The organism is Pantoea sp. AG702 (genome assembly GCF_003182295.1).
Classification (GTDB): domain Bacteria; phylum Pseudomonadota; class Gammaproteobacteria; order Enterobacterales; family Enterobacteriaceae; genus Pantoea; species Pantoea ananatis.
Genome location: NZ_QGTU01000006.1, coordinates 46864 through 65723, shown reverse-complemented (window position 1 = coordinate 65723; position 18860 = coordinate 46864). Strand labels below are relative to the sequence as shown.

Below are 18860 nucleotides of genomic sequence, written 5' to 3'. Positions count from 1 at the left end.
TCTTTCGACGATCCGAATGATTCCAGCTAGTAGTTGTAGCAAACACGGCAAATTTTGCCAGCTATCTTTGCAAACGTTGTGCCAGCCAGTCGCTGATTTCATTAAGTGCCTTATCAAAACTGGCGATCACCGGTTTTACCGGAATTAACAAGGCCTTACCCTGCGACGAGGAGTTAGCGATTAATTTGCTCTCCTCTTCCGGGCTGAAGAGATCGTTTGTCCAGTAGGCGGACAACATTGGCGTTGAGGTTCTGCGCCCCAGCAAGCCCTGATTTTTCAGGGAATAGCTAAGCAGTTCCGCCCGCAATGCGCTGTCCGTGGTGCCCGTCATGCCGAGTCGGCTGGCAAGCATATCCATATACATATCCGGCACTTTGTTCTGCAGAGGAGCCTGCGTCAGCATACTGTGTACGATCGGTCCCAGACAGGCCACGGCTTTAAGCCGCTGTGATTCGAGATAGGCCAGACGGACCGCCACATTGGCACCAAAGCGAAAGCCCAACGCGGCAACGCGTGTGTGATCGATCCAGGGGACAGAGGTCAGGTCACGCAGGACCTGCTGATGCAGAAAGCTGGTATCCTGGCTGAGCTTCCACTTCATCGAATTGCCCACGGAAGGCATATCCAGCGTGAGCATGGCAATGCCACGCGGTGCCAGATAGTCATGGAACAGACGATAATGATCGGTTTGTAGCGAATCCAGCGCGCCGCAAAACATGACGGTGGGATAAGGCGCGTCCACACCGGACGGCATATGCAAAAAGCCGCTTACCGGGCTGCCGCCCTGAATCGGAAAGGTGAGCGTTTTAAGCTCTCCGGGTAGCCGTTGGGTTGCCTCTTCATAAGCGCGGCTGGCCAGCGTCTGCGCCTGATCGGCCAGCTCATCGCCTTTTATATAAGGATACGCCGCCACGCTGTAGAGATGCGACGCATGTAACCAGTCGTGACCAGCCCGATCGTGTTCGTCGGTGTTCGCGTCAAGTGCCCGCTGCTGCCAGATGCCCGCCTGCCTGCTCCACTCGTAGTTCCAGTTACCGTTACGGTAACCGATGACCGTATCCAGCAGCGCCGAATTGGTGTGCTCAACATCGCTGATGGCGATTCGCGCCAGCACCTCACTAATCTCCTGGGAGGGCAAACCACGCCAGGCCCACATCAGCTTATTAAGCATCCGGTACCAGCCACGCTGGCTGTCCCCATCCAGCGCAGAATGCACCTCATGTGTGGCGTGACGACGCAGTCGCACCAGGGTCGAGGTTTCAGGGTGTTTAAAACGAGGCTTGAACAGCTCAACGCTCAGGTTTTTGCCAGGCATATTACCTCTCTGACAGCATTAACAGCGGTAAGTAAGTGTACTGTACCGCAAAACAACTCGCGAGGCGCAGAAAGCACAACGCCCGGAAAACCGGGCGTTGTTTGTGTTACATCAATCAGCTTTTTACAATCGGCGGAATATAGACCACGCCCATGTCCCATGGCTGCTCAATCCAGGTGTTCTGAGGGATATCAACGATATAATCGTCAACCAGCTCACGACCCGCAGGCTTAGCAAAAATGGTGCAGAAACGGGCTTTTGGGTACATTTCGCGAATGGCCTGTGCGGTGCCGCCGGTATCAACCAGGTCGTCAATCACGATAAAGCCTTCGCCATCGCCTTCTGCGCGCTTTAACACTTTCATTTCGCGCTGGTGATCGTGATCGTAGCTGGAAATACAAACGGTATCGACATAGCGAATACCCAGTTCACGTGCCAGCAGCGAAGCCGGTACCAGACCGCCGCGGCTGACTGCAATGATGCCTTTCCACTGTTCAACAGGAAGCAGGCGTTGAGCCAGTTTACGGGCATGAATCTGCAGCATGTCCCAGGTAACGACGAATTTTTCGCTCATAAATAGGTATCCCAGCCAGTCAGTGTGGCTTAAAAAATGTGCAACGGGGAAAAGGTTGCGCGAGATTATAAGGACATGACGCGCTAAAAACCAGCACCTGGCTTCTGGTTGCGGCTTTTTAACGCGTTGAATATCACACCGGGTGAGAAACAGTGATATTCTCGCCCTATCTCGTCGGTATACTGACGGCGATCTTTCACTGGAACTTCGCAATGTCCGGCCTGGCCGGCGCACTGACACAGGAGACTTGTCGTGTCTGAATTGTCTCAACTCTCTCCACAGCCACTGTGGGATTTTTTCGCTAAGATCTGCTCTATTCCGCATCCTTCTTTTCATGAAGAAGCACTGGCAAGCTATATCGTTGGCTGGGCTAAAGAACAAGGTTTCTGGTGTGAGCGCGATCAGGTAGGCAATATTCTGATCCGTAAACCAGCCACCCCGGGGATGGAAAAGCGCACCCCGGTGGTGCTGCAGGCTCACCTTGATATGGTGCCGCAGAAAAACAACGATACCGTTCACGACTTCACCAAAGATCCTATCCAGCCTTATGTTGATGGCGAATGGGTGAAAGCGCGCGGCACGACGCTGGGTGCCGATAACGGCATTGGCATGGCGTCTGCGCTGGCCGTCCTGGCGGACAGCAGCCTGACTCACGGCCCGCTGGAAGTCTTGTTGACCATGACCGAAGAAACCGGCATGGATGGCGCGTTTGGCTTACAGCCAGGCTGGTTGCAGGCCGATATTCTGATCAACACCGATTCGGAAGAAGAAGGTGAGATCTACATGGGTTGCGCGGGCGGTATCGACTTTATCACTACGCTCCCCCTGACTCGTGAAGCCGTTCCGGCTGGTAGCGAAACCCTGAAGCTTACGCTGAAAGGTTTGCGTGGCGGCCACTCCGGCGCAGATATTCATATGGGCCTGGGGAATGCCAACAAGTTACTGGCTCGTTTCCTTGCCGCCCATGCCGCAGAGCTGGATTTACGTCTGGTGACGTTCACCGGGGGAACGCTGCGTAACGCGATTCCACGTGAAGCCTTTGCGACCGTGTCTGTTGACAGCAGCAAAGTGGACAACCTGAAATCGGCAGCCGCCAGCTTCCTGGCCGCGTTGCAAAATGAACACGGCGTGAAAGAGAAAAACATCGCCTTTGTCAGCGAGCCGGTTGCCCATCAGGGTGATGCGCTGACGACAGAGAGCCGCGATCGCTTCCTGAATTTGCTGAACAGCACGCCAAACGGCGTGATCCGTAACTCTGACGTTGCCAAAGGCGTGGTTGAAACCTCACTGAACGTCGGCGTGGTCACGATGGAGGCCGATAAAGCAGAAATTAACTGCCTGATTCGTTCGCTGATCGATACCGGCCGCGATTACGTTGTGCAGATGTTAACCTCACTGGGCCAGCTGGCAGGCGCGCAAACGAAGCCGAAAGGCGGCTACCCTGGCTGGCAGCCAGATGCAGATTCGCCCATTATGGCACTGACCCGTGAAACCTACATGGCACTGTTCAACAAGACGCCTAACATTCAGGTTATTCACGCAGGCCTGGAATGTGGTCTGTTCAAAAAGCCTTATCCTGACATGGATATGGTTTCAATTGGCCCAACGATCACCGGTCCCCACTCACCCGATGAGCAGGTGCACATCGAGAGCGTCGGTCTTTACTGGAAACTGCTGACGACGCTGCTGAACGTGGTGCCCGAAAAGTAATTCCAGCGCGATAACGTCTCTGAGGGTTTATGTTCATCATAAACCCTTTTTTATTGCCCCTTTTGGCCCCCTCTCTCGCTACCCGGCTCTGACTTAGCATGCGCTTTCGCTATCGCTCGCTAAAACAGCTAAATGCGTTTATTCCACCCGCAAATTGACATTTTCTGTTGTACCGCCGATGCAATAATGCGCATTAGCCAAACTGCCTCCGGCCACGGCATCATGCCTTTTGTGTGACGGAGAGGCCTTCTTCACTGCACAATGCGAGGGTGCATGAATACGTTATTGCTTACCAAACAGGAAGTCCGTCAGCTCATCAGCACCGACGACGTCATTGAGGCCGTAGAAGAAGCCTATAAAGCGTTCAACAGCAACCTGGTGGAACAGCCGGATTATATTGGCCTGCATCTCCCCGAAGCGGGAGGGGAAATCGACTTCAAAACCAGTTATTACAAAACCAGTGAACTGATTTCGATGAAGGCTTCCTCCGGTCCTTTTCCCCAGAATCCGGTGGAATATGGCCTGCCGGGCGGCATGGGAACGGTAATTTTATTTGATGCCCGTAGCTGTGCGCTGTGCTGCGTCATGGACGGCAGCCTGATTACCGGCCTGCGAACCGGCGCCTCGGGTGCCGTTTCTGTGAAGGCGCTGGCGCGCGCCGGGGCAAAAAAAATTGCGATGATAGGCACCGGCAATCAGGCCAGGATGCAGATCAGCGCCATTGTCAGGGTAATGCAAATTGAGGAGATTCATGCGTGGAGCCGAACGCCAGCAACCCGTATTGCCTTTAAAAAGGATATTGAAAGCGCGTTTGGCATTCCGGTGATTGTGGCTGAGAGCTGTCAGGCCGCGGTGGAGCAAGCCGATATTGTCATTACCACCACCCGAGGCAAAGGGCCGCTGGTCGAAGCCAGTTGGATCAAGCCCGGCACCCATATCATCGCCATCGGCACCGACCAGCGCGGCAAGCAGGAGTTCGATCCGCAGATTTTCAGCCGGGCAAAAATCGTTGTCGATTCCCTGACCCAGTGCACGCAGAAAGGGGAAACCTGGCACGCGCTGGACAGAAACATCATCAGTGAAAACGCGATTCATGCTGAGATAGGTGAAATCTTGCTGGGCAATAAACCAGGCAGAGAGAACGAGGCGGAAATTACCTTTTTTGACTCCACCGGACTGTCCATCCAGGACAACACGACCGCCGGTAAAATTTACCGCAAAGCGATTGAAAAAGGCGTCGGAACCCGTTTTGCGTTTTTTGAATAATTTTTCGTCCAGACGAAGGTAACCGCTATGACGCGTCAGTATCCTACCCTGCAAGATATTCACGAAGCGCAACAGCGCATTGCCGCCCATATTCGCCACACACCCTTGCTGCGCGCTGAGAAAATTGAAAAACAGGTGGGCTGCCAGCTCTATCTCAAACCGGAAACGCTGCAAATTACCGGCGCGTTTAAAATTCGCGGTGCGTTAAATAAAGTGCTTTCCCTGCCCGTTGAAGCCTTTGCCCACGGCATTATTTCAAGTTCATCAGGCAATCATGCGCAGGGCCTGTCGTATGCGGCCAGCATGCTGGGCGTGAAAGTGGTTCTGGTGCTGCCGGTAACGACGCCGAAAATCAAAATCGAGAACACCCGGGCCCTGGGTGCGGAGATTATTCTCTTCGATGGCGACAACGCCTCGCGCTGGAAAAAAGTCTATGAGATTGCCGAGCTAAACAACTATGCGGTGGTGCATGGCTTTGAAGATCCGATGGTTATGGCCGGTCAGGGCACGATCGGCTGCGAAATACTGAATGATTTACCGGATGTGGATACCGTGATCGTGCCGCTGGGCGGTGGCGGGCTTCTTTCCGGTGTCGCCACGGCCATCAAAGAATCTCGCCCCGCTGTCAGGGTCATTGGGGCTGAGCCTGCCCTGACGCCGAAATATTATCAAAGCCGGATCAACCAGCAGCCCACCTCCCTTCCGCTGCTCAACACCATCGCTGACGGCTTAAGAATTAGCGTACCGGGACGTAATCCCTACCCCATTATTGAGAGGTACGTCGACGAGATTATTTTGGTGGATGAAGAACATATTATTCAGGGCATGCGCGTGCTTGCGAGGGATGCAAAATTGATTGCGGAACCGGCCGCTGCAATCGGTCTCGGTGCGCTACTGGCGGGATCGGTTAGCCTGCAACCCGACGAAAAAGTGTGTGTGCTGCTCACTGGGGGAAACTGGGATCTGGCCGACTTAGCCGAGGTTTACGCATTCAAATAACCTGCCCTGCCCCCGTATTAAAGATTAACCGGGTCACGTTGGCCTTCAGCATCCCAGCGCGCGTGCATTCTTTCCTGATGAGTGAAAGCGCGTCACAGCGTCTTGGTGCCTGCGCAGCATAATCCGCTGGAGTAAGCCCACTTCCTGCCGCTAAATCACCAACTTACTGCGCTTCCCCAGCTTTAGCCGCCATTATGTCCAGATGTCTGGATGGCTAATAAGTTTCTGTGCTAACTTATGCGCTTTCGGCTGTTGCCGTGCCTGATGCTTCAGGAAAAAATGTGGTCAGTGACTTTAATGGAGATCCCTGCAATGCGTGCTTTAAATCGCCTTGAGATGCGTAACATCTCCATCGATTTTGGCGGATTTGCCGCGTTAACGTCGGTGGATTTTCAGAGTGAAGGCCACTCGGTTCATGCTCTGACCGGGGCCAATGGTGCCGGTAAGTCTACGCTGATGGCGGTGCTCTCGGGCGCCCACAGTCACTACAGCGGCGAGATTCTGCTGGACGGTAAACCGGTGTCGATTCGCAGCCCGCGAGACGCAAAGCAGTTGGGCATTCACCTCGTACAGCAGGAGGTGGATGTGGCGCTGGTGCCGCAATTAAGCGTCGCTGAAAATATTCTGCTGGATCAGCTGGCCGAGCCCGGCCACGGCTTTCGCTGGGGCGATATTCGTCGCCAGGCGCGCCAACTGCTGGCCCAACTGGATGCCAGCATAGATGTTAAACGCCCGGTAGAGCGCTGCTCGCTGGCGGAGAAGCAGCAAATTCTGCTGGCGAGAGCCCTGTCGCATCACTGCCGCTTTCTGATCCTCGATGAACCTACTGCGCCGCTAGACCAGCACGAGAGCGAACGCCTGTTCGCCGTGGTCCGTCGCCTGCAGACCAGTGGTATTGGCGTGGTGTTTATTTCTCACCGCATCCACGAGCTGAAAGCCATTTGCGATCGCCTGACGGTGCTGCGCGATGGACGGCTGATCGAAAGCGCCCCGATGGCTTCGCTGAGCGGTGAGCAGATTGTTGAAAAAATGCTGGGGCATCCGTTAACCGATATTTATCCCCCGCGTCGCCACTTTCAGCCGCAGTCCGTGCTCATGGCGGTGGAGGGCTTGCATGATGAACACCTGCTACAGGATATCTCGCTGCGCCTGCACAAAGGCGAGATTCTGGGCATTGCCGGTCTGGCCGGTGCAGGGAAAACCGAACTCTGCAAGGCGCTGTTCGGTGCCAGTAAGAGCCGTGTTTCAGGCGGTGAACTGCACGGTAAACGCTGGAAACCGCGATCGCCACACGACTCGGTGCAACAGCGCATGGCCCTGGTGCCCGAAGAGCGTCGCAAAGAAGGCATTTTCATTGATGAATCGGTGGCGATGAACCTGAGTATCAGCGCAGACGACAGTTTTTCCCGCTGGAGCCTGTTTGGTCATCGTCAGGCCTGGCGCTGGGCAGAGGAGGTTATCCGTCGTCTCAGCGTACGTACGACAGGCCCGGCGCAGCAGTTGCGTCGTCTCTCAGGCGGTAATCAGCAAAAAGTGGCGATAGGCAAGTGGTTACGCAACAACGCCGACGTACTGATTTTTGATGAACCCACGAAAGGCGTGGACGTTAAAGCCAAAACGGAGCTGTTCACGCTGATCAGCAACCTTGCCCAAGAAGGCAAAGGGATAATTTACGCCTCTGGCGAATTTTCTGAACTGGTCGGCTTATGCGACCGTATTTGTGTGCTCTGGGATGGACGTATTGTGGCGGAGTTAGAGGGACGGCAAGCCACAGAAGAGACACTTTTGCTCTATTCCACCGGAGGAACCCCTGCGTGAGCAGTAAAGACTTATCCCTGAATGCAGCGTCTTCCTCGCTGCGCCATCAACTGTTCGATTTCCTGTACAAGTGGGGCATGCTGCTGACGGTAGTGATATTGATCGCAGCCTTTGGTCTGGCATCCGACAGTTTTCTGGAGCCGAACAATATCATTAATATCCTGCGATCCATCGCCATCGTGACCGTTATCGCGGTGGGCGTTTCCGTGTCGCTGACCGTGGGCGGCTTCGATCTTTCCGTTGGTTCGACCGCCTCACTGGCAAACGCCCTGGTGATTTCGTTATTCGTCTGGTACGGCTTTGATACGACGGCGGCTATCGCGATTACGCTGGCCCTTTGTACGCTGGTCGGCCTGTTCAACGCCTTCCTGATCGTGGTGCTGCGTATTCCCGACATGCTGGCAACACTCGCCACCCTGTTTGTGATTCAGGGCGTGGCAATGACCTACAGCTTTGGTGGCTCGATTACGGAAAATATGGTGTTGCCCAGCGGCGACATGGCTGAGGGCACAATTCCGGCAACCTTTAACCTGCTGGGCCAGGTGCCCACCATCGTCATTATCATGTTGGTTGTCACGGTCGTTGCACAGCTGGCGCTATCCCTGACAAAGCACGGTCGCCGCATGTACGCGTTGGGCGGTAATCCCGAAGCCGCCAGACTTTCGGGTATTCGTACCACGCGTTATCGCGTACTGGCCTATGTTATCGCCTCATTGTTAGCGGGGCTGGGCGGTATTCTGCTGGCCTCACGCATTGGATCGTCGCAGGTGAATGCGGGTGGCGGTTATCTGATGGATGCCGTCGCTGCGGCCTGGATCGGCTTATCCCTTGCCGGTTCAGGTAAACCGAATGCGCTGGGTACGCTACTTGGTGCCGTTATTCTTGGCGTGCTGCAAAACGGTCTGGTGATGTTATCCGTGCCCTATTACGCCATGGACATTATTAAAGGGCTGGTGCTGGCTTTAGCACTGGCTATCACGTACGTTCAGCGCCGCTGAGGCGCGTTCCCCTTACTGGAGTTAAGAATAATGAAAAAGATAACACTCTCGCTGCTGGCATTAAGCCTGCTAAACGCCAGCGCAGCGTTTGCCGACACCGTTACGCCCGTTCCTGCCGCTATCGCTAACCATGAAGGGCCGATCCGTATTGCGGTTATCCGTAACCTTGGCTCAGACGACAACACCACGCAGTTTGTTGCGGGGGCGATTCAACAAGGCCGCCAGTTGGGCTTTAAAGTCAGTACGTTTCTCAGCAACGGCGACGATGCGCGCTTTCAGGATTTCGTGAATCAGGCCATCAGCCAGAAATACGACGGTATTGTTCTGTCACATGGCAAAGCGCCATACGCCAGCGCGCTGGTAAAACGCATTGCGGACGCTGGTATTAAAGTCTCGGTATTTGATACACCGGTGGATACCCCGATTCCGGGTGTTACGGTGACAGCTCAGGATGATGCTTCTCTGGCTCAACTGTCTCTGGGACAGTTAATCAAAGATTTCAACGGTAAAGCCAACATCGTTAAATTATGGGTAGCGGGTTTCCCACCGATGGAACGTCGTCAGGTGGTTTATGAAAAATTGCTGAAAGAGAACCCGGGCATTCATCAACTTGAGTCGATTGGCGCGGTATCAACGGATGTTCAGGGCGACACCGCCAATAAAGTGGGCGCTATTCTGGCGAAATACCCCAAAGGCAAGATCGATGCCATCTGGGGCGCGTGGGATGCGTTCAGCCAGGGCGCTTATAAAGCGCTGCAGGAGAATGGCCGTACAGAGATCAAACTGTACAGCATTGATGTCTCCAATCAGGATTTGCAGCTGATGCGTCAGAAAGGCAGCCCGTGGGTACAGACCGTCGCCGTCGACCCTAAAACCATCGGGGCCGTAAATATGCGCCTGGTAGCGAACAAGATTGCCGGTGAAACCACCCCAGCGACGTATGAATTCAAAGCCGCATCGATTTCTCAGCAGGCGCTCAACAGCCATCCAGGTGCGGTGAACGTGGCATCGCTGAACAAGATTATTCCAGGCTGGGGCAGTAATGAGGATTTCGTCCAGCCGTGGTTTGCGACGCTGGAAGCGAAATATAAGAAGTAGGTGTTCGTCGCCGAACAGGGGTGGTTAAGGGGGGGTGCCTGAGCGGGGATGTTCATTGCATGAACGTGGCTTTGGTTTTGTTGGCGACCTTAGCAACGGCTTGTCATGAAACTCTGAGAAGGTTTCGCTCGCCAGGCGGCAGGCAGTTTCAGTACGCCCCGGGCTCCCGGCTTTCCAGCCTGAGCGGCGTCCAGTCACAAAGCTCCGGGAAGGTTTCGCTCGCCAGGCGGCAGGCAGTTTCAGCTCGCCCCATGCGGGCGACCGACAAGGGGCCGCCAGTCGCCGCGGCCCCTTGACCCCGGGCTCCCGTCCTGCCCACCCGCCGCTGCGCGGTCCCTTCGCTGCTTCAGGATTTCTGCCGGACCGCCAGGCCGCGCCATCCCTGGCGCGGCCTGACTTTCGCCGACGTCCTGTCGGCTCATCCGGAAATCCTGCATCCGCTCAGCGAGTGGGAAGGCCGGCCCACTCCACCGCTTTGATACCTGTGCCAAAACTACTTTCCGCGTCGCTTCAGATGCCAGAAAAGCATCACAGCTTATTGCTGTTCATTTTTTCATTTTCGTCAGGCCTTCCTGTCTTCAGTTCTGATTGCGCATGTTAATAACAGGCAAAGCAGGCCTTTGGGAAAAATACACGCCCTCACAGGCGAGGGTTTGCTCGAGGCATCCGCCGCGCTGAGGAGAGAACGAAGGCCAGGACGGCGCGGCACGGAAGCCGCGACGAGGACGGCTGCGCCAGGGACGGCGCATCCGGACGGTCCGTCAGGCCGCAGTGAATGACGAAGGTACAGCGGCGGCTGCCGGACGCCGGGATTGTTAAGGGGCTGGCGCAAGCCCCTTAACCCGACCGCCTGCATGGACAGGCTGAAACTCCCCACCGCCTGGCGGGCGGAACATTCTCAGTGCAAAACCGTAAATACCCGCAGGCAGGCAAAGTATGCGCCAGCCTTGAAGACAAACTCATTAAAGAAAAACCCTCCAGGCAAAACCACACCAAACAAAGAACAAGATCCCACAGGCGGGGGGGTTCCGGAGGCATCCGCCGCGCTGAAGAGAGAACGAAGGCCAGGACGGCGCGGCACGGAAGCCGCGACGAGGACGGCTGCGCCAGGGATGGCGCATCCGGACGGTCCGTCAGGCCGCAGTGAATGACGAAGGAACAGCGGCGGCTGCCGGACGCCGGGATTGTTAAGGGGCTGGCGCAAGCCCCTTAACCCGACCGCCTGCACAGACAGGCTGAAACTCCCTCACGCCTGGCGGACGGAACATTCTCGGAGCAAAACCGTGGACTTATCACCTGGCAGGCCCCAGGCAAAGCCGCACCAAAAAAAGAACAAAATCCCACAGGCGGGGGTTTTCCTGAGGCATCCGCCGCGCTGAGGAGAGAGCGAAGGCCAGGACGGCGCGGCAGGGAAGCCGCGACGAGGACGGCTGCGCCAGGGATGGCGCATCCGGACGGTCCGTCAGGCCGCAGCGAATGACGAAGGAACAGCGGCGGCTGCCGGACGCCGGGATTGTTAAGGGGCTGGCGCGAGCCCCTTAACCCGACCGCCTGCACGGGCAGGCTGAAACTCCCTGCCGCCTGGCGGGCGGAACATACTCAGAGCAAACCCCATCCCCGCCAACGGCGGAACTCCCTCTATATGCCCAGCAACAGCTGCCGCTCCAGCTGCGGATCCACCAGCGTCACATGCAATCCCACCAGCCGCACACCGCGACCCGCCCGGCGCTCATCCCAGGTTTTACGCGCCACGGCAATCATGTCTTCTTTATTTAGCACCGGCCAGACATGCTCCTGAGTCGTCTGTTGGAAATCACTGAACTTCAGCTTCACGCCCTGGCGCGCAATATGCTTATCGGGGCGAATCTGCGTCAGGCGCCGATCAAGCTCGGCATAGAGGTAATCAATGATTTCCAGGCAGCGCTCCCAGCTGTCGATATCGTCAGCCAGCGTACGCTCAACGCCTAATGATTTCCGTTCGCGTTCCACCACCACACCGCGTTCATCAATACCGTGGCTGCGCTCCCATAATATCCGGCCAAACTTACCAAAACGTTTTAGCAGCAGCGCCAAATCGGCATTTTGCACGTCGGCGCAGGTGTGCAGGCCCATCTCTTCCAACTTTTTTGCCGAGACTTTCCCCACGCCGGGGATTTTTGCCAAGGGTAACGCCAGCAAAAAGTCAGACATCTGCGCAGGCGTGATGACGTACTGACCATCCGGCTTATTTAAATCAGAGGCGATCTTGGCAAGGAACTTGATCGGTGCGATGCCCGCCGAGGCGGTGAGCTGCGTTTCGCGAAAAATAGTGGCGCGGATCTCCTGGGCGATCAACGTGGCAGAGCCTTGGCAGTGCGTGCTGTCGGTAACGTCCAGATAGGCTTCATCCAGCGACAGCGGCTCAATAAGGGAGGTAAAACGGGAAAAGATGGCGCGAATCTGGCTGGAGGCTTCTTTATAGACTTCATAGCGCCCGGGCAATAAACGCAGATGGGGGCAAAGCTTTAATGCCATACCGGTCGGCATCGCACTGCGCACGCCATATTTACGTGCCGGATAGTTAGCGGTACTGATCACGCCGCGGCGATCGCGGCTGCCGCCAATGGCCATGGGAATATCACGTAATGAAGGGTCATCACGCATCTCCACTGCAGCAAAAAAGCAGTCCATATCGACATGAATGATCTTACGCATCGCCCCTCCAGTACTGGATAAGTATACAGTCAGAAGAGACTTGTGCAATATTTCTTGCAGTTGCTAACAAACTTTACAAATTTTCAGCGCTATTCCATCAAAGAAATGGACATTTTGCTCTGCGCTGTATTGCTAAAAAAACACACAATGTTTAATGTTGCGCTGCGGTAGCGGAAAGTTCCGATAATGCAAACAGAGGCGCACTTACCGCGCCATTGTTCTTCTTCACTTCAAGGTATACACAGCATGGGCAAAATCGCACTTCTGTTTGCGATGATTTTACTGCCAGCCCTCAGCATGGCAATGACTCCTGAGCCGGTTCAGCAACTGGCCCCGGTCAGTAAAGAATTAAAGAAACAGCTAATCGGTACACCGGTTTATATTCAGATCTTTAAGGAAGAGCGTACGCTTGAACTATACGGCAAAATTGGTAATGAGTACCGTTTGCTGGATACCTACCGCATCTGCAACTTTTCTGGCGGCCTTGGCCCTAAACGTCGTGAAGGCGATTTTAAAAGCCCGGAAGGTTTTTACAGCGTAAAAATGAATCAGCTGAAGCCAGACAGCCGTTTTTACCGCGCGATTAATATTGGCTTTCCCAACCAATATGACCGCGATCAGGGCTACAGCGGTAACTACCTGATGATTCATGGCGACTGCAAGTCTATCGGCTGCTATGCCATGACCAATGCTTACATGGATCAGATTTTCACTTATGTGAACGCCGCATTACGCAATGGCCAGCAGGAAGTGAATATTGCCATTTATCCGTTTCGCATGACGGAGAGCAATATGCAGCGTCATCGCTATTCCACCTATGCGGATTTCTGGAAGCAGCTTCAGCCCGGCTATGCCTACTTTGCGCAATATCATCAGCCGCCAACGGTGAATGTTGCCAGCGGCAGATATGTGATGAACAGCAGCCCGGTCATCACACAACCCGAAGCGGCCTCACAGTCGTTCCTGGCGCTCTCCAAGGTAAAATAAAGCCCATTCGCCTGGCACGATCCGGTGCCAGGTTTCATTCCCCGTTAACGGCTGTGTCGCAATGACAGTGACCACATCGTTCGCGCCGGTATGTTTCTGGAAATCAATTTCCACATCCTGATCAAGTAGCTGCGCCCGGCCAAAAGGGGCTCGGCGGGTAATCCAGAACAGATTGGTCGAGCAGAACGCCATTAAGTAGCGACCATCCGACAGCAGCATGTTAAACACGCCCTTCTGCCGCAGTTCGCCCGCCAGTTCGCCGATATAGCGAAAGACCGCAGGCCAGTTACCTGGCGTACGCGGATAGCGCGTGGCCAGCTTGTGCAGGATCCAGCAGAATGCCTTTTCACTGTCGGTTTCACCAACCGGACGAAAGGTTCCGGTCTCCAGTTGCCTGTAGCCTTTAAGCTGCCCGTTGTGCGCATAGGTCCAGTTTCGCCCCCACAGTTCCCGCGTAAACGGATGGGTGTTTTCCAGAGAGACCGGCCCACGGTTCGCCTGGCGAATATGCGCCACGACGGAATGGGACTTGATCGGGTATTCCTGCACCAGACGCGCAATGGGGGAATTAAAACTCGGCAACGGATCTTTAAAGGTGCGGCAACCTTTATCTTCGTAAAACGTAATACCCCAGCCGTCTTTATGCGGCCCTGTTCCGCCGCCGCGCTGCACTAATCCGGTAAAACTGAAACAAATATCGGTGGGAACATTGGCGCTCATCCCGAGCAATTCGCACATAGCAACCGCCTTATGTCAAAACGCCTCCTGCCGCTCAGGAGGCCAGTCGTGCTGTTACCTGACCATCTCTTTTTCAATCAGCAGCATCAGGATATGAATCACTTTAATATGGATCTCCTGAATGCGATCGGCATAGCCAAAATGCGGCACACGGATTTCAATGTCCGCGCTGCCAGCCATCTTACCGCCATCTTTACCCGTCAGAGTGATCACTTTCATCCCCTGCGCACGCGCAGCCTCAACGGCCTTGATGATGTTGGCCGAGTTTCCTGACGTCGAGATCCCGAGCAGCACGTCGCCTGAACGCCCTACCGCTTCAACGTAACGGGAAAAGACGTGGTCATAGCCGAAGTCATTGCTCACGCAGGAAAGGTGGCTGACGTCTGAAATGGCAATAGCCGGATATCCAGGACGATTTTCACGGTAGCGGCCCGTGAGTTCTTCAGCAAAGTGCATCGCATCACAGTGAGAACCACCGTTGCCGCAGGAAAGCACTTTGCCGCCCGCTTTGAAGCTGTCAGCCAACATCACCGCCGCCCGTTGGATGGTGTGAATGTTCGCGTCGTCACTCAGAAAGTGATTCAACGTCTCTGCCGCTTCATTGAGCTCTGAACGAATAATGTCCTGATACATAGACTTGTCCTTTGTAGGGGAGGTTAATCGCAGCAAGTTTAACGGAATGGTTGACCTGCGCAAAGCACCACAGGGTCAGATAGCCGTGTGCCCGCCGTTTTTTTCACGTTCGTTATTTTCATTACGGGCGCTGTTTCGCTGATTTTGTGAGTCAGGTTGTAATTGCGATGTAAACAAATTGATAAATGCCAGCAGGTGATTTAAACCTCTCTTTATAACAGGTCAGACCTCTTACTACTTAACGGAGCACTTCATTATGATGGTTGTCTCGATTCTTGCGACAGTGGTGCTAATTGGCGCCCTGTTTTATCACCGCATCTCTCTGTCACTCAGTAGCGCAATCCTGCTGCTGTGGACCGCTGCGATGGCGGTGGCCCACCTGTGGACGCCGTGGCTGCTGTTGCCGCTGGCGATCATCCTGCTGCCGCTGAACCTGACCAGCCTGCGCCGCAAACTGTTTTCCAAACCGGTGCTGCAGCGCTTTCAGCAGGTCATGCCGCCGATGTCTCGTACGGAAAAAGAGGCGATTGACGCGGGCACAACCTGGTGGGAAGGCGATCTTTTTCAGGGCAAACCTGACTGGCAGAAACTGCACAACTACCCGCAACCGCGCCTGACGCCGGAAGAACAGGCCTTTATTGATGGCCCGGTGGAAGAAGCCTGCCGCATGGCGAATGATTTCCAGATCACCCATGAACTGGCGGATATGCCGCCAGAGTTGTGGGCCTATCTGAAAGAGCACCGCTTCTTCGCCATGATCATTAAAAAAGAGTACGGCGGACTGGCATTCTCCGCCTATGCCCAGGCACGCGTGTTGCAAAAACTGTCGGGCGTATCGGGTATTCTGGCGATTACCGTGGGGGTGCCTAACTCACTGGGTCCGGGCGAACTGCTGCAACATTACGGAACGGAAAAACAGAAAGACCATTATTTGCCGCGTCTGGCGCGGGGCGATGAGATTCCCTGTTTCGCCCTTACCAGCCCGGAAGCGGGTTCCGATGCCGGGGCAATCCCCGATACCGGCGTCGTTTGCATGGGCGAATGGCAGGGCCAGCAGGTGCTGGGCATGCGACTGACCTGGAACAAGCGCTATATCACGTTAGCCCCAATCGCCACCGTACTGGGTCTGGCCTTTAAGCTTTCCGACCCCGAGCACCTGCTGGGCGAGAAAGAGGAACTGGGCATTACCTGTGCCCTGATCCCAACCAGCACGCCGGGCGTGGAAATCGGTCATCGCCACTTCCCGCTCAACGTACCGTTCCAGAATGGTCCAACCCGTGGGAAAGACATTTTTGTCCCCATTGATTTCATCATTGGCGGCCCGGAAATGGCTGGTCAGGGCTGGCGGATGCTGGTGGAATGTCTGTCCGTCGGCCGTGGCATCACGCTGCCGTCAAACTCAACCGGTAGCCTGAAAACGGTGGCACTGGCGACCGGCGCCTATGCGCACATCCGTCGTCAGTTCAAGCTGTCTATCGGTAAAATGGAAGGTATTGAAGAGCCGCTGGCGCGCATCGCAGGTAATGCCTATGTAATGGACGCGGCCGCTACGCTAATCACCACCGGGATTATGCAGGGTGAAAAACCCGCGGTGCTGTCAGCCATCGTCAAATATCACTGTACCCATCGCGCTCAACAGTCAATCATCGATGCGATGGATATTGCGGGTGGTAAGGGCATCATGCTGGGTGACAGCAACTTCCTGGCGCGTGCCTATCAGGGTGCGCCCATCGCTATCACCGTGGAAGGCGCGAACATTCTGACCCGCAGCATGATTATCTTTGGTCAGGGGGCAATTCGTTGCCATCCTTATGTCCTGCAGGAAATGGCCGCCGCCGCCAGCAACGATGTTGCCGCCTTCGATAAGGCGCTGTTTAGCCATATTGGTCACGTTGGCAGCAACGCGACGCGCAGCCTGTGGCTAGGCCTGCTGGGCGGTCGCACCAGCGCCGCGCCAACCCGCGATGTAACGCGTCGCTATTATCAGCACATGAACCGCATTAGTGCCAACCTGGCCTTGCTGTCAGACGTCTCTATGGCGGTCTTAGGCGGCAGCCTGAAACGTCGCGAACGGATGTCTGCTCGCCTGGGTGATGTGCTGAGTCAGCTCTATCTGGCGTCTGCCACTCTGAAACGCTATGACGATGAAGGACGCCACGAAGCCGATTTACCGCTGGTGCACTGGGGCGTGCAGGATGCACTGAATAAAGCAGAGAAAGCCATGGACGATCTGCTGAGTAACTTCCCGAACCGCCTGGTGGCTGGCGTTATTCGACTGATGGTGTTTGCCGGTGGTCAGCACTGCCCTGCACCGTCCGATCGTCTTGATCACAAACTGGCAAAAATGCTGCAGGTGCCTTCGGCGACGCGTACGCGTTTAGGTCGTGGTCAGTATCTGGCTCCCAGCGAGCATAATCCTGCAGGTCAGTTAGAGCAGGCATTGCAGGACGTGATGGCGGCGGAAGTGATTCACGACCGCCTGTGCAAGCAGCATAAAAAACACTTCTCATTCACCCGACTGGATGCGCTGGCTAAACAGGCGTTGGAACAGGGCTGGATTGACGACAAAGAAGCTGAAGTGCTGAAACGCGCCGAGCAGAGCCGTCTGCGTTCCATTAACGTGGATGAGTTTGAGGCTGATGCGCTGGCCGTGCCGGCAAAGCAGGATGTCTCAAAACCCGCCCGCCCCAGTGAGGCGGCATAAACAATCAGGCCGACATCATGTCGGCCTTTTTTTATCCTGCCTGACGAATGCGGGCAATCAATGCCTCGACATCGTCCACGTGCCCGGCGGCCAGAATCAGGGTGCGGCCTAAGGTAATCGCATTGCGAATACAATCGGTGCGCATTTCATCATCCCGAATCAGCTTCATGTCCGCCACGTGCGACATGCCCACCGTTCGACGGATCAACTCCGTTCCACAAAAGCCAATTGTATCCGCCCAGACTTTGCGCAGAAACGCCTGTGCATAACCCGGATACGCCATGGCCACATCCTGGGTGTGACTTTCTGCCAGCGCCAGGAAGCGCGTCGCAAAGGTATTCCAGACATCACGCACGTCGCTAAGGCGCTGCTCACGGGCATCAACGGCTTCGCGGGGAGGCAACAGGCCCGGTAAACCACAGTAGTTGATCAGCAGGTTACCCAGCGCGGTGCCCACGTCAAAGCCGATGGGTCCAAAATAACCAAACTCGGCATCAATCGCTTTTAAGCTGCCGTCAGCCACAAAAATCGAGCCGCTGTGGATATCCCCATGCAGTAACGCCTCGGCATGGCTGAAGAAAACGTGTTTGAGCCCGGCCACAGCAATACGCAACGCGTCGTCAGTGCGGAGGGATGCGACCAGCGGCTCCAGCGCGTCAGGATAGCTGTTGCGCTCGTGGTCAGTGTAGGGATCGTTAAAGAACAGATCTTCGGTGATCTCGCACAGCTCAGGGTTGATAAAGCGCGCCACCTCGGCTTTCTTGTGATGCGGGTGCAGAATAAAGTCTGAAGTGTGAAACAGCGTTTGCGCCAGATATTCGCCGAGCTGACGCGGCGCTTCAGGGTAGTAGGCGCCTTTCACCAGCTCACTGCGCCAGATGCGGTGGCTGGAAAGATCTTCCATCACCATCACCGCCAGATCCGCATCGTAATGCGTAACCTTAACCGTGTGCTGGGGGCAATATTTGTAGTGCTCAACCAGCGTTTGCGCTTCGATACGCGCACGATCCAGGGTTAACGGCCACGATTCGCCGACGCAGCGAACATAGGGCAGCGCCTGTTTGACTACCACGCGGCTTTTACCCTGGTTGTCGTAAATTTTAAAGACCAGATTGAGGTTACCATCGCCAATCTCTTCCGCGCTGCTTAGAACAGAAGGATCATCCATGCCGCCAAACGTTTTGGCATATTCCACAGCATCGGCTGCAGTGAACGTACGGTATTGCGACATTGACCTTTCCTCATCAACAAACGCCGGTGCAAGCCGGACCTGATTAATCTTTCGTAATAAGCCGTTCAGACGTCTATACATCCGTTAAGCATGTT

General features: G+C 55.3%; 14 protein-coding genes. 8 read left to right on the top strand and 6 right to left on the bottom strand.

Going from position 1 to position 18860, the window contains the following annotated elements; all coding sequences use genetic code 11:
- Positions 1-61: 61 nt before the first annotated feature.
- Positions 62-1315, bottom strand: coding sequence for an esterase FrsA (gene frsA, locus DFO57_RS16170; protein ID WP_110015525.1), 1254 nt, complete (start codon positions 1313-1315; stop codon positions 62-64).
- Positions 1316-1430: 115 nt separating this feature from the next.
- Entirely contained in the window at positions 1431-1889 is a 459-nt protein-coding gene (gene gpt, locus DFO57_RS16165; RefSeq protein WP_110015524.1) for a xanthine phosphoribosyltransferase, read from the bottom strand.
- A gap of 252 nt (positions 1890-2141) precedes the next feature.
- Here gpt and pepD point away from each other — a divergent pair, with 252 nt between their 5' ends.
- The 6 genes from pepD to DFO57_RS16135 all read left to right on the top strand — a co-directional run bounded on the left by pepD (position 2142) and on the right by DFO57_RS16135 (position 9778).
- Positions 2142-3599, top strand: a complete 1458-nt coding sequence (gene pepD / locus DFO57_RS16160) for a beta-Ala-His dipeptidase (RefSeq protein ID WP_013024779.1) — start codon at positions 2142-2144, stop codon at positions 3597-3599.
- 273 nt (positions 3600-3872) lie between these two features.
- Complete coding sequence (locus DFO57_RS16155; protein ID WP_014606500.1) at positions 3873-4865, top strand: ornithine cyclodeaminase family protein; 993 nt, start codon at positions 3873-3875, stop codon at positions 4863-4865.
- 27 nt (positions 4866-4892) lie between these two features.
- Positions 4893-5864 (top strand): threonine/serine dehydratase, encoded by a 972-nt coding sequence (locus DFO57_RS16150; protein WP_110015523.1) that lies wholly within the window; start codon positions 4893-4895, stop codon positions 5862-5864.
- A 312-nt stretch (positions 5865-6176) separates the two neighbouring features.
- Positions 6177-7682, top strand: coding sequence for a sugar ABC transporter ATP-binding protein (locus DFO57_RS16145; protein ID WP_110015543.1), 1506 nt, complete (start codon positions 6177-6179; stop codon positions 7680-7682).
- Positions 7679-8680 carry an ABC transporter permease gene (locus tag DFO57_RS16140; RefSeq protein WP_013024774.1) on the top strand — a complete coding sequence of 334 codons (1002 nt, stop codon included), beginning with the start codon at positions 7679-7681 and terminating at the stop codon, positions 8678-8680. Before DFO57_RS16145 ends, DFO57_RS16140 begins: the two co-directional genes overlap by 4 nt.
- A gap of 30 nt (positions 8681-8710) precedes the next feature.
- A complete protein-coding gene (locus tag DFO57_RS16135; protein WP_014593006.1) occupies positions 8711-9778 on the top strand; it encodes a sugar ABC transporter substrate-binding protein in 1068 nt (355 codons plus the stop codon).
- Between the two features lie 1638 nt (positions 9779-11416).
- On the opposite strand, the gene dinB is transcribed toward DFO57_RS16135, so the two are convergent.
- Positions 11417-12472, bottom strand: coding sequence for a DNA polymerase IV (dinB, locus tag DFO57_RS16125; RefSeq protein ID WP_014593005.1), 1056 nt, complete (start codon positions 12470-12472; stop codon positions 11417-11419).
- 246 nt (positions 12473-12718) lie between these two features.
- Here dinB and dpaA point away from each other — a divergent pair, with 246 nt between their 5' ends.
- Positions 12719-13459 carry a peptidoglycan meso-diaminopimelic acid protein amidase gene (dpaA, locus tag DFO57_RS16120; RefSeq protein WP_014606503.1) on the top strand — a complete coding sequence of 247 codons (741 nt, stop codon included), beginning with the start codon at positions 12719-12721 and terminating at the stop codon, positions 13457-13459.
- Here the strand turns inward: dpaA and DFO57_RS16115 are convergent.
- Positions 13424-14197, bottom strand: a complete 774-nt coding sequence (locus tag DFO57_RS16115; RefSeq protein WP_013024770.1) for a class II glutamine amidotransferase — start codon at positions 14195-14197, stop codon at positions 13424-13426. The two genes, dpaA and DFO57_RS16115, sit on opposite strands and share 36 nt — an antisense overlap.
- A gap of 54 nt (positions 14198-14251) precedes the next feature.
- On the bottom strand, positions 14252-14830 hold the full coding sequence (gene lpcA / locus DFO57_RS16110) for a D-sedoheptulose 7-phosphate isomerase (RefSeq protein ID WP_014593004.1): 579 nt from the start codon (positions 14828-14830) through the stop codon (positions 14252-14254).
- 256 nt (positions 14831-15086) lie between these two features.
- Here lpcA and fadE point away from each other — a divergent pair, with 256 nt between their 5' ends.
- Entirely contained in the window at positions 15087-17534 is a 2448-nt protein-coding gene (fadE, locus tag DFO57_RS16105; protein WP_105092009.1) for an acyl-CoA dehydrogenase FadE, read from the top strand.
- A 31-nt stretch (positions 17535-17565) separates the two neighbouring features.
- On the opposite strand, the gene mtnK is transcribed toward fadE, so the two are convergent.
- The gene (gene mtnK, locus DFO57_RS16100; RefSeq protein ID WP_014606506.1) at positions 17566-18765 is read right to left on the bottom strand and encodes an S-methyl-5-thioribose kinase; all 1200 of its coding nucleotides are present in this window, start codon (positions 18763-18765) and stop codon (positions 17566-17568) included.
- Positions 18766-18860: the final 95 nt, after the last annotated feature.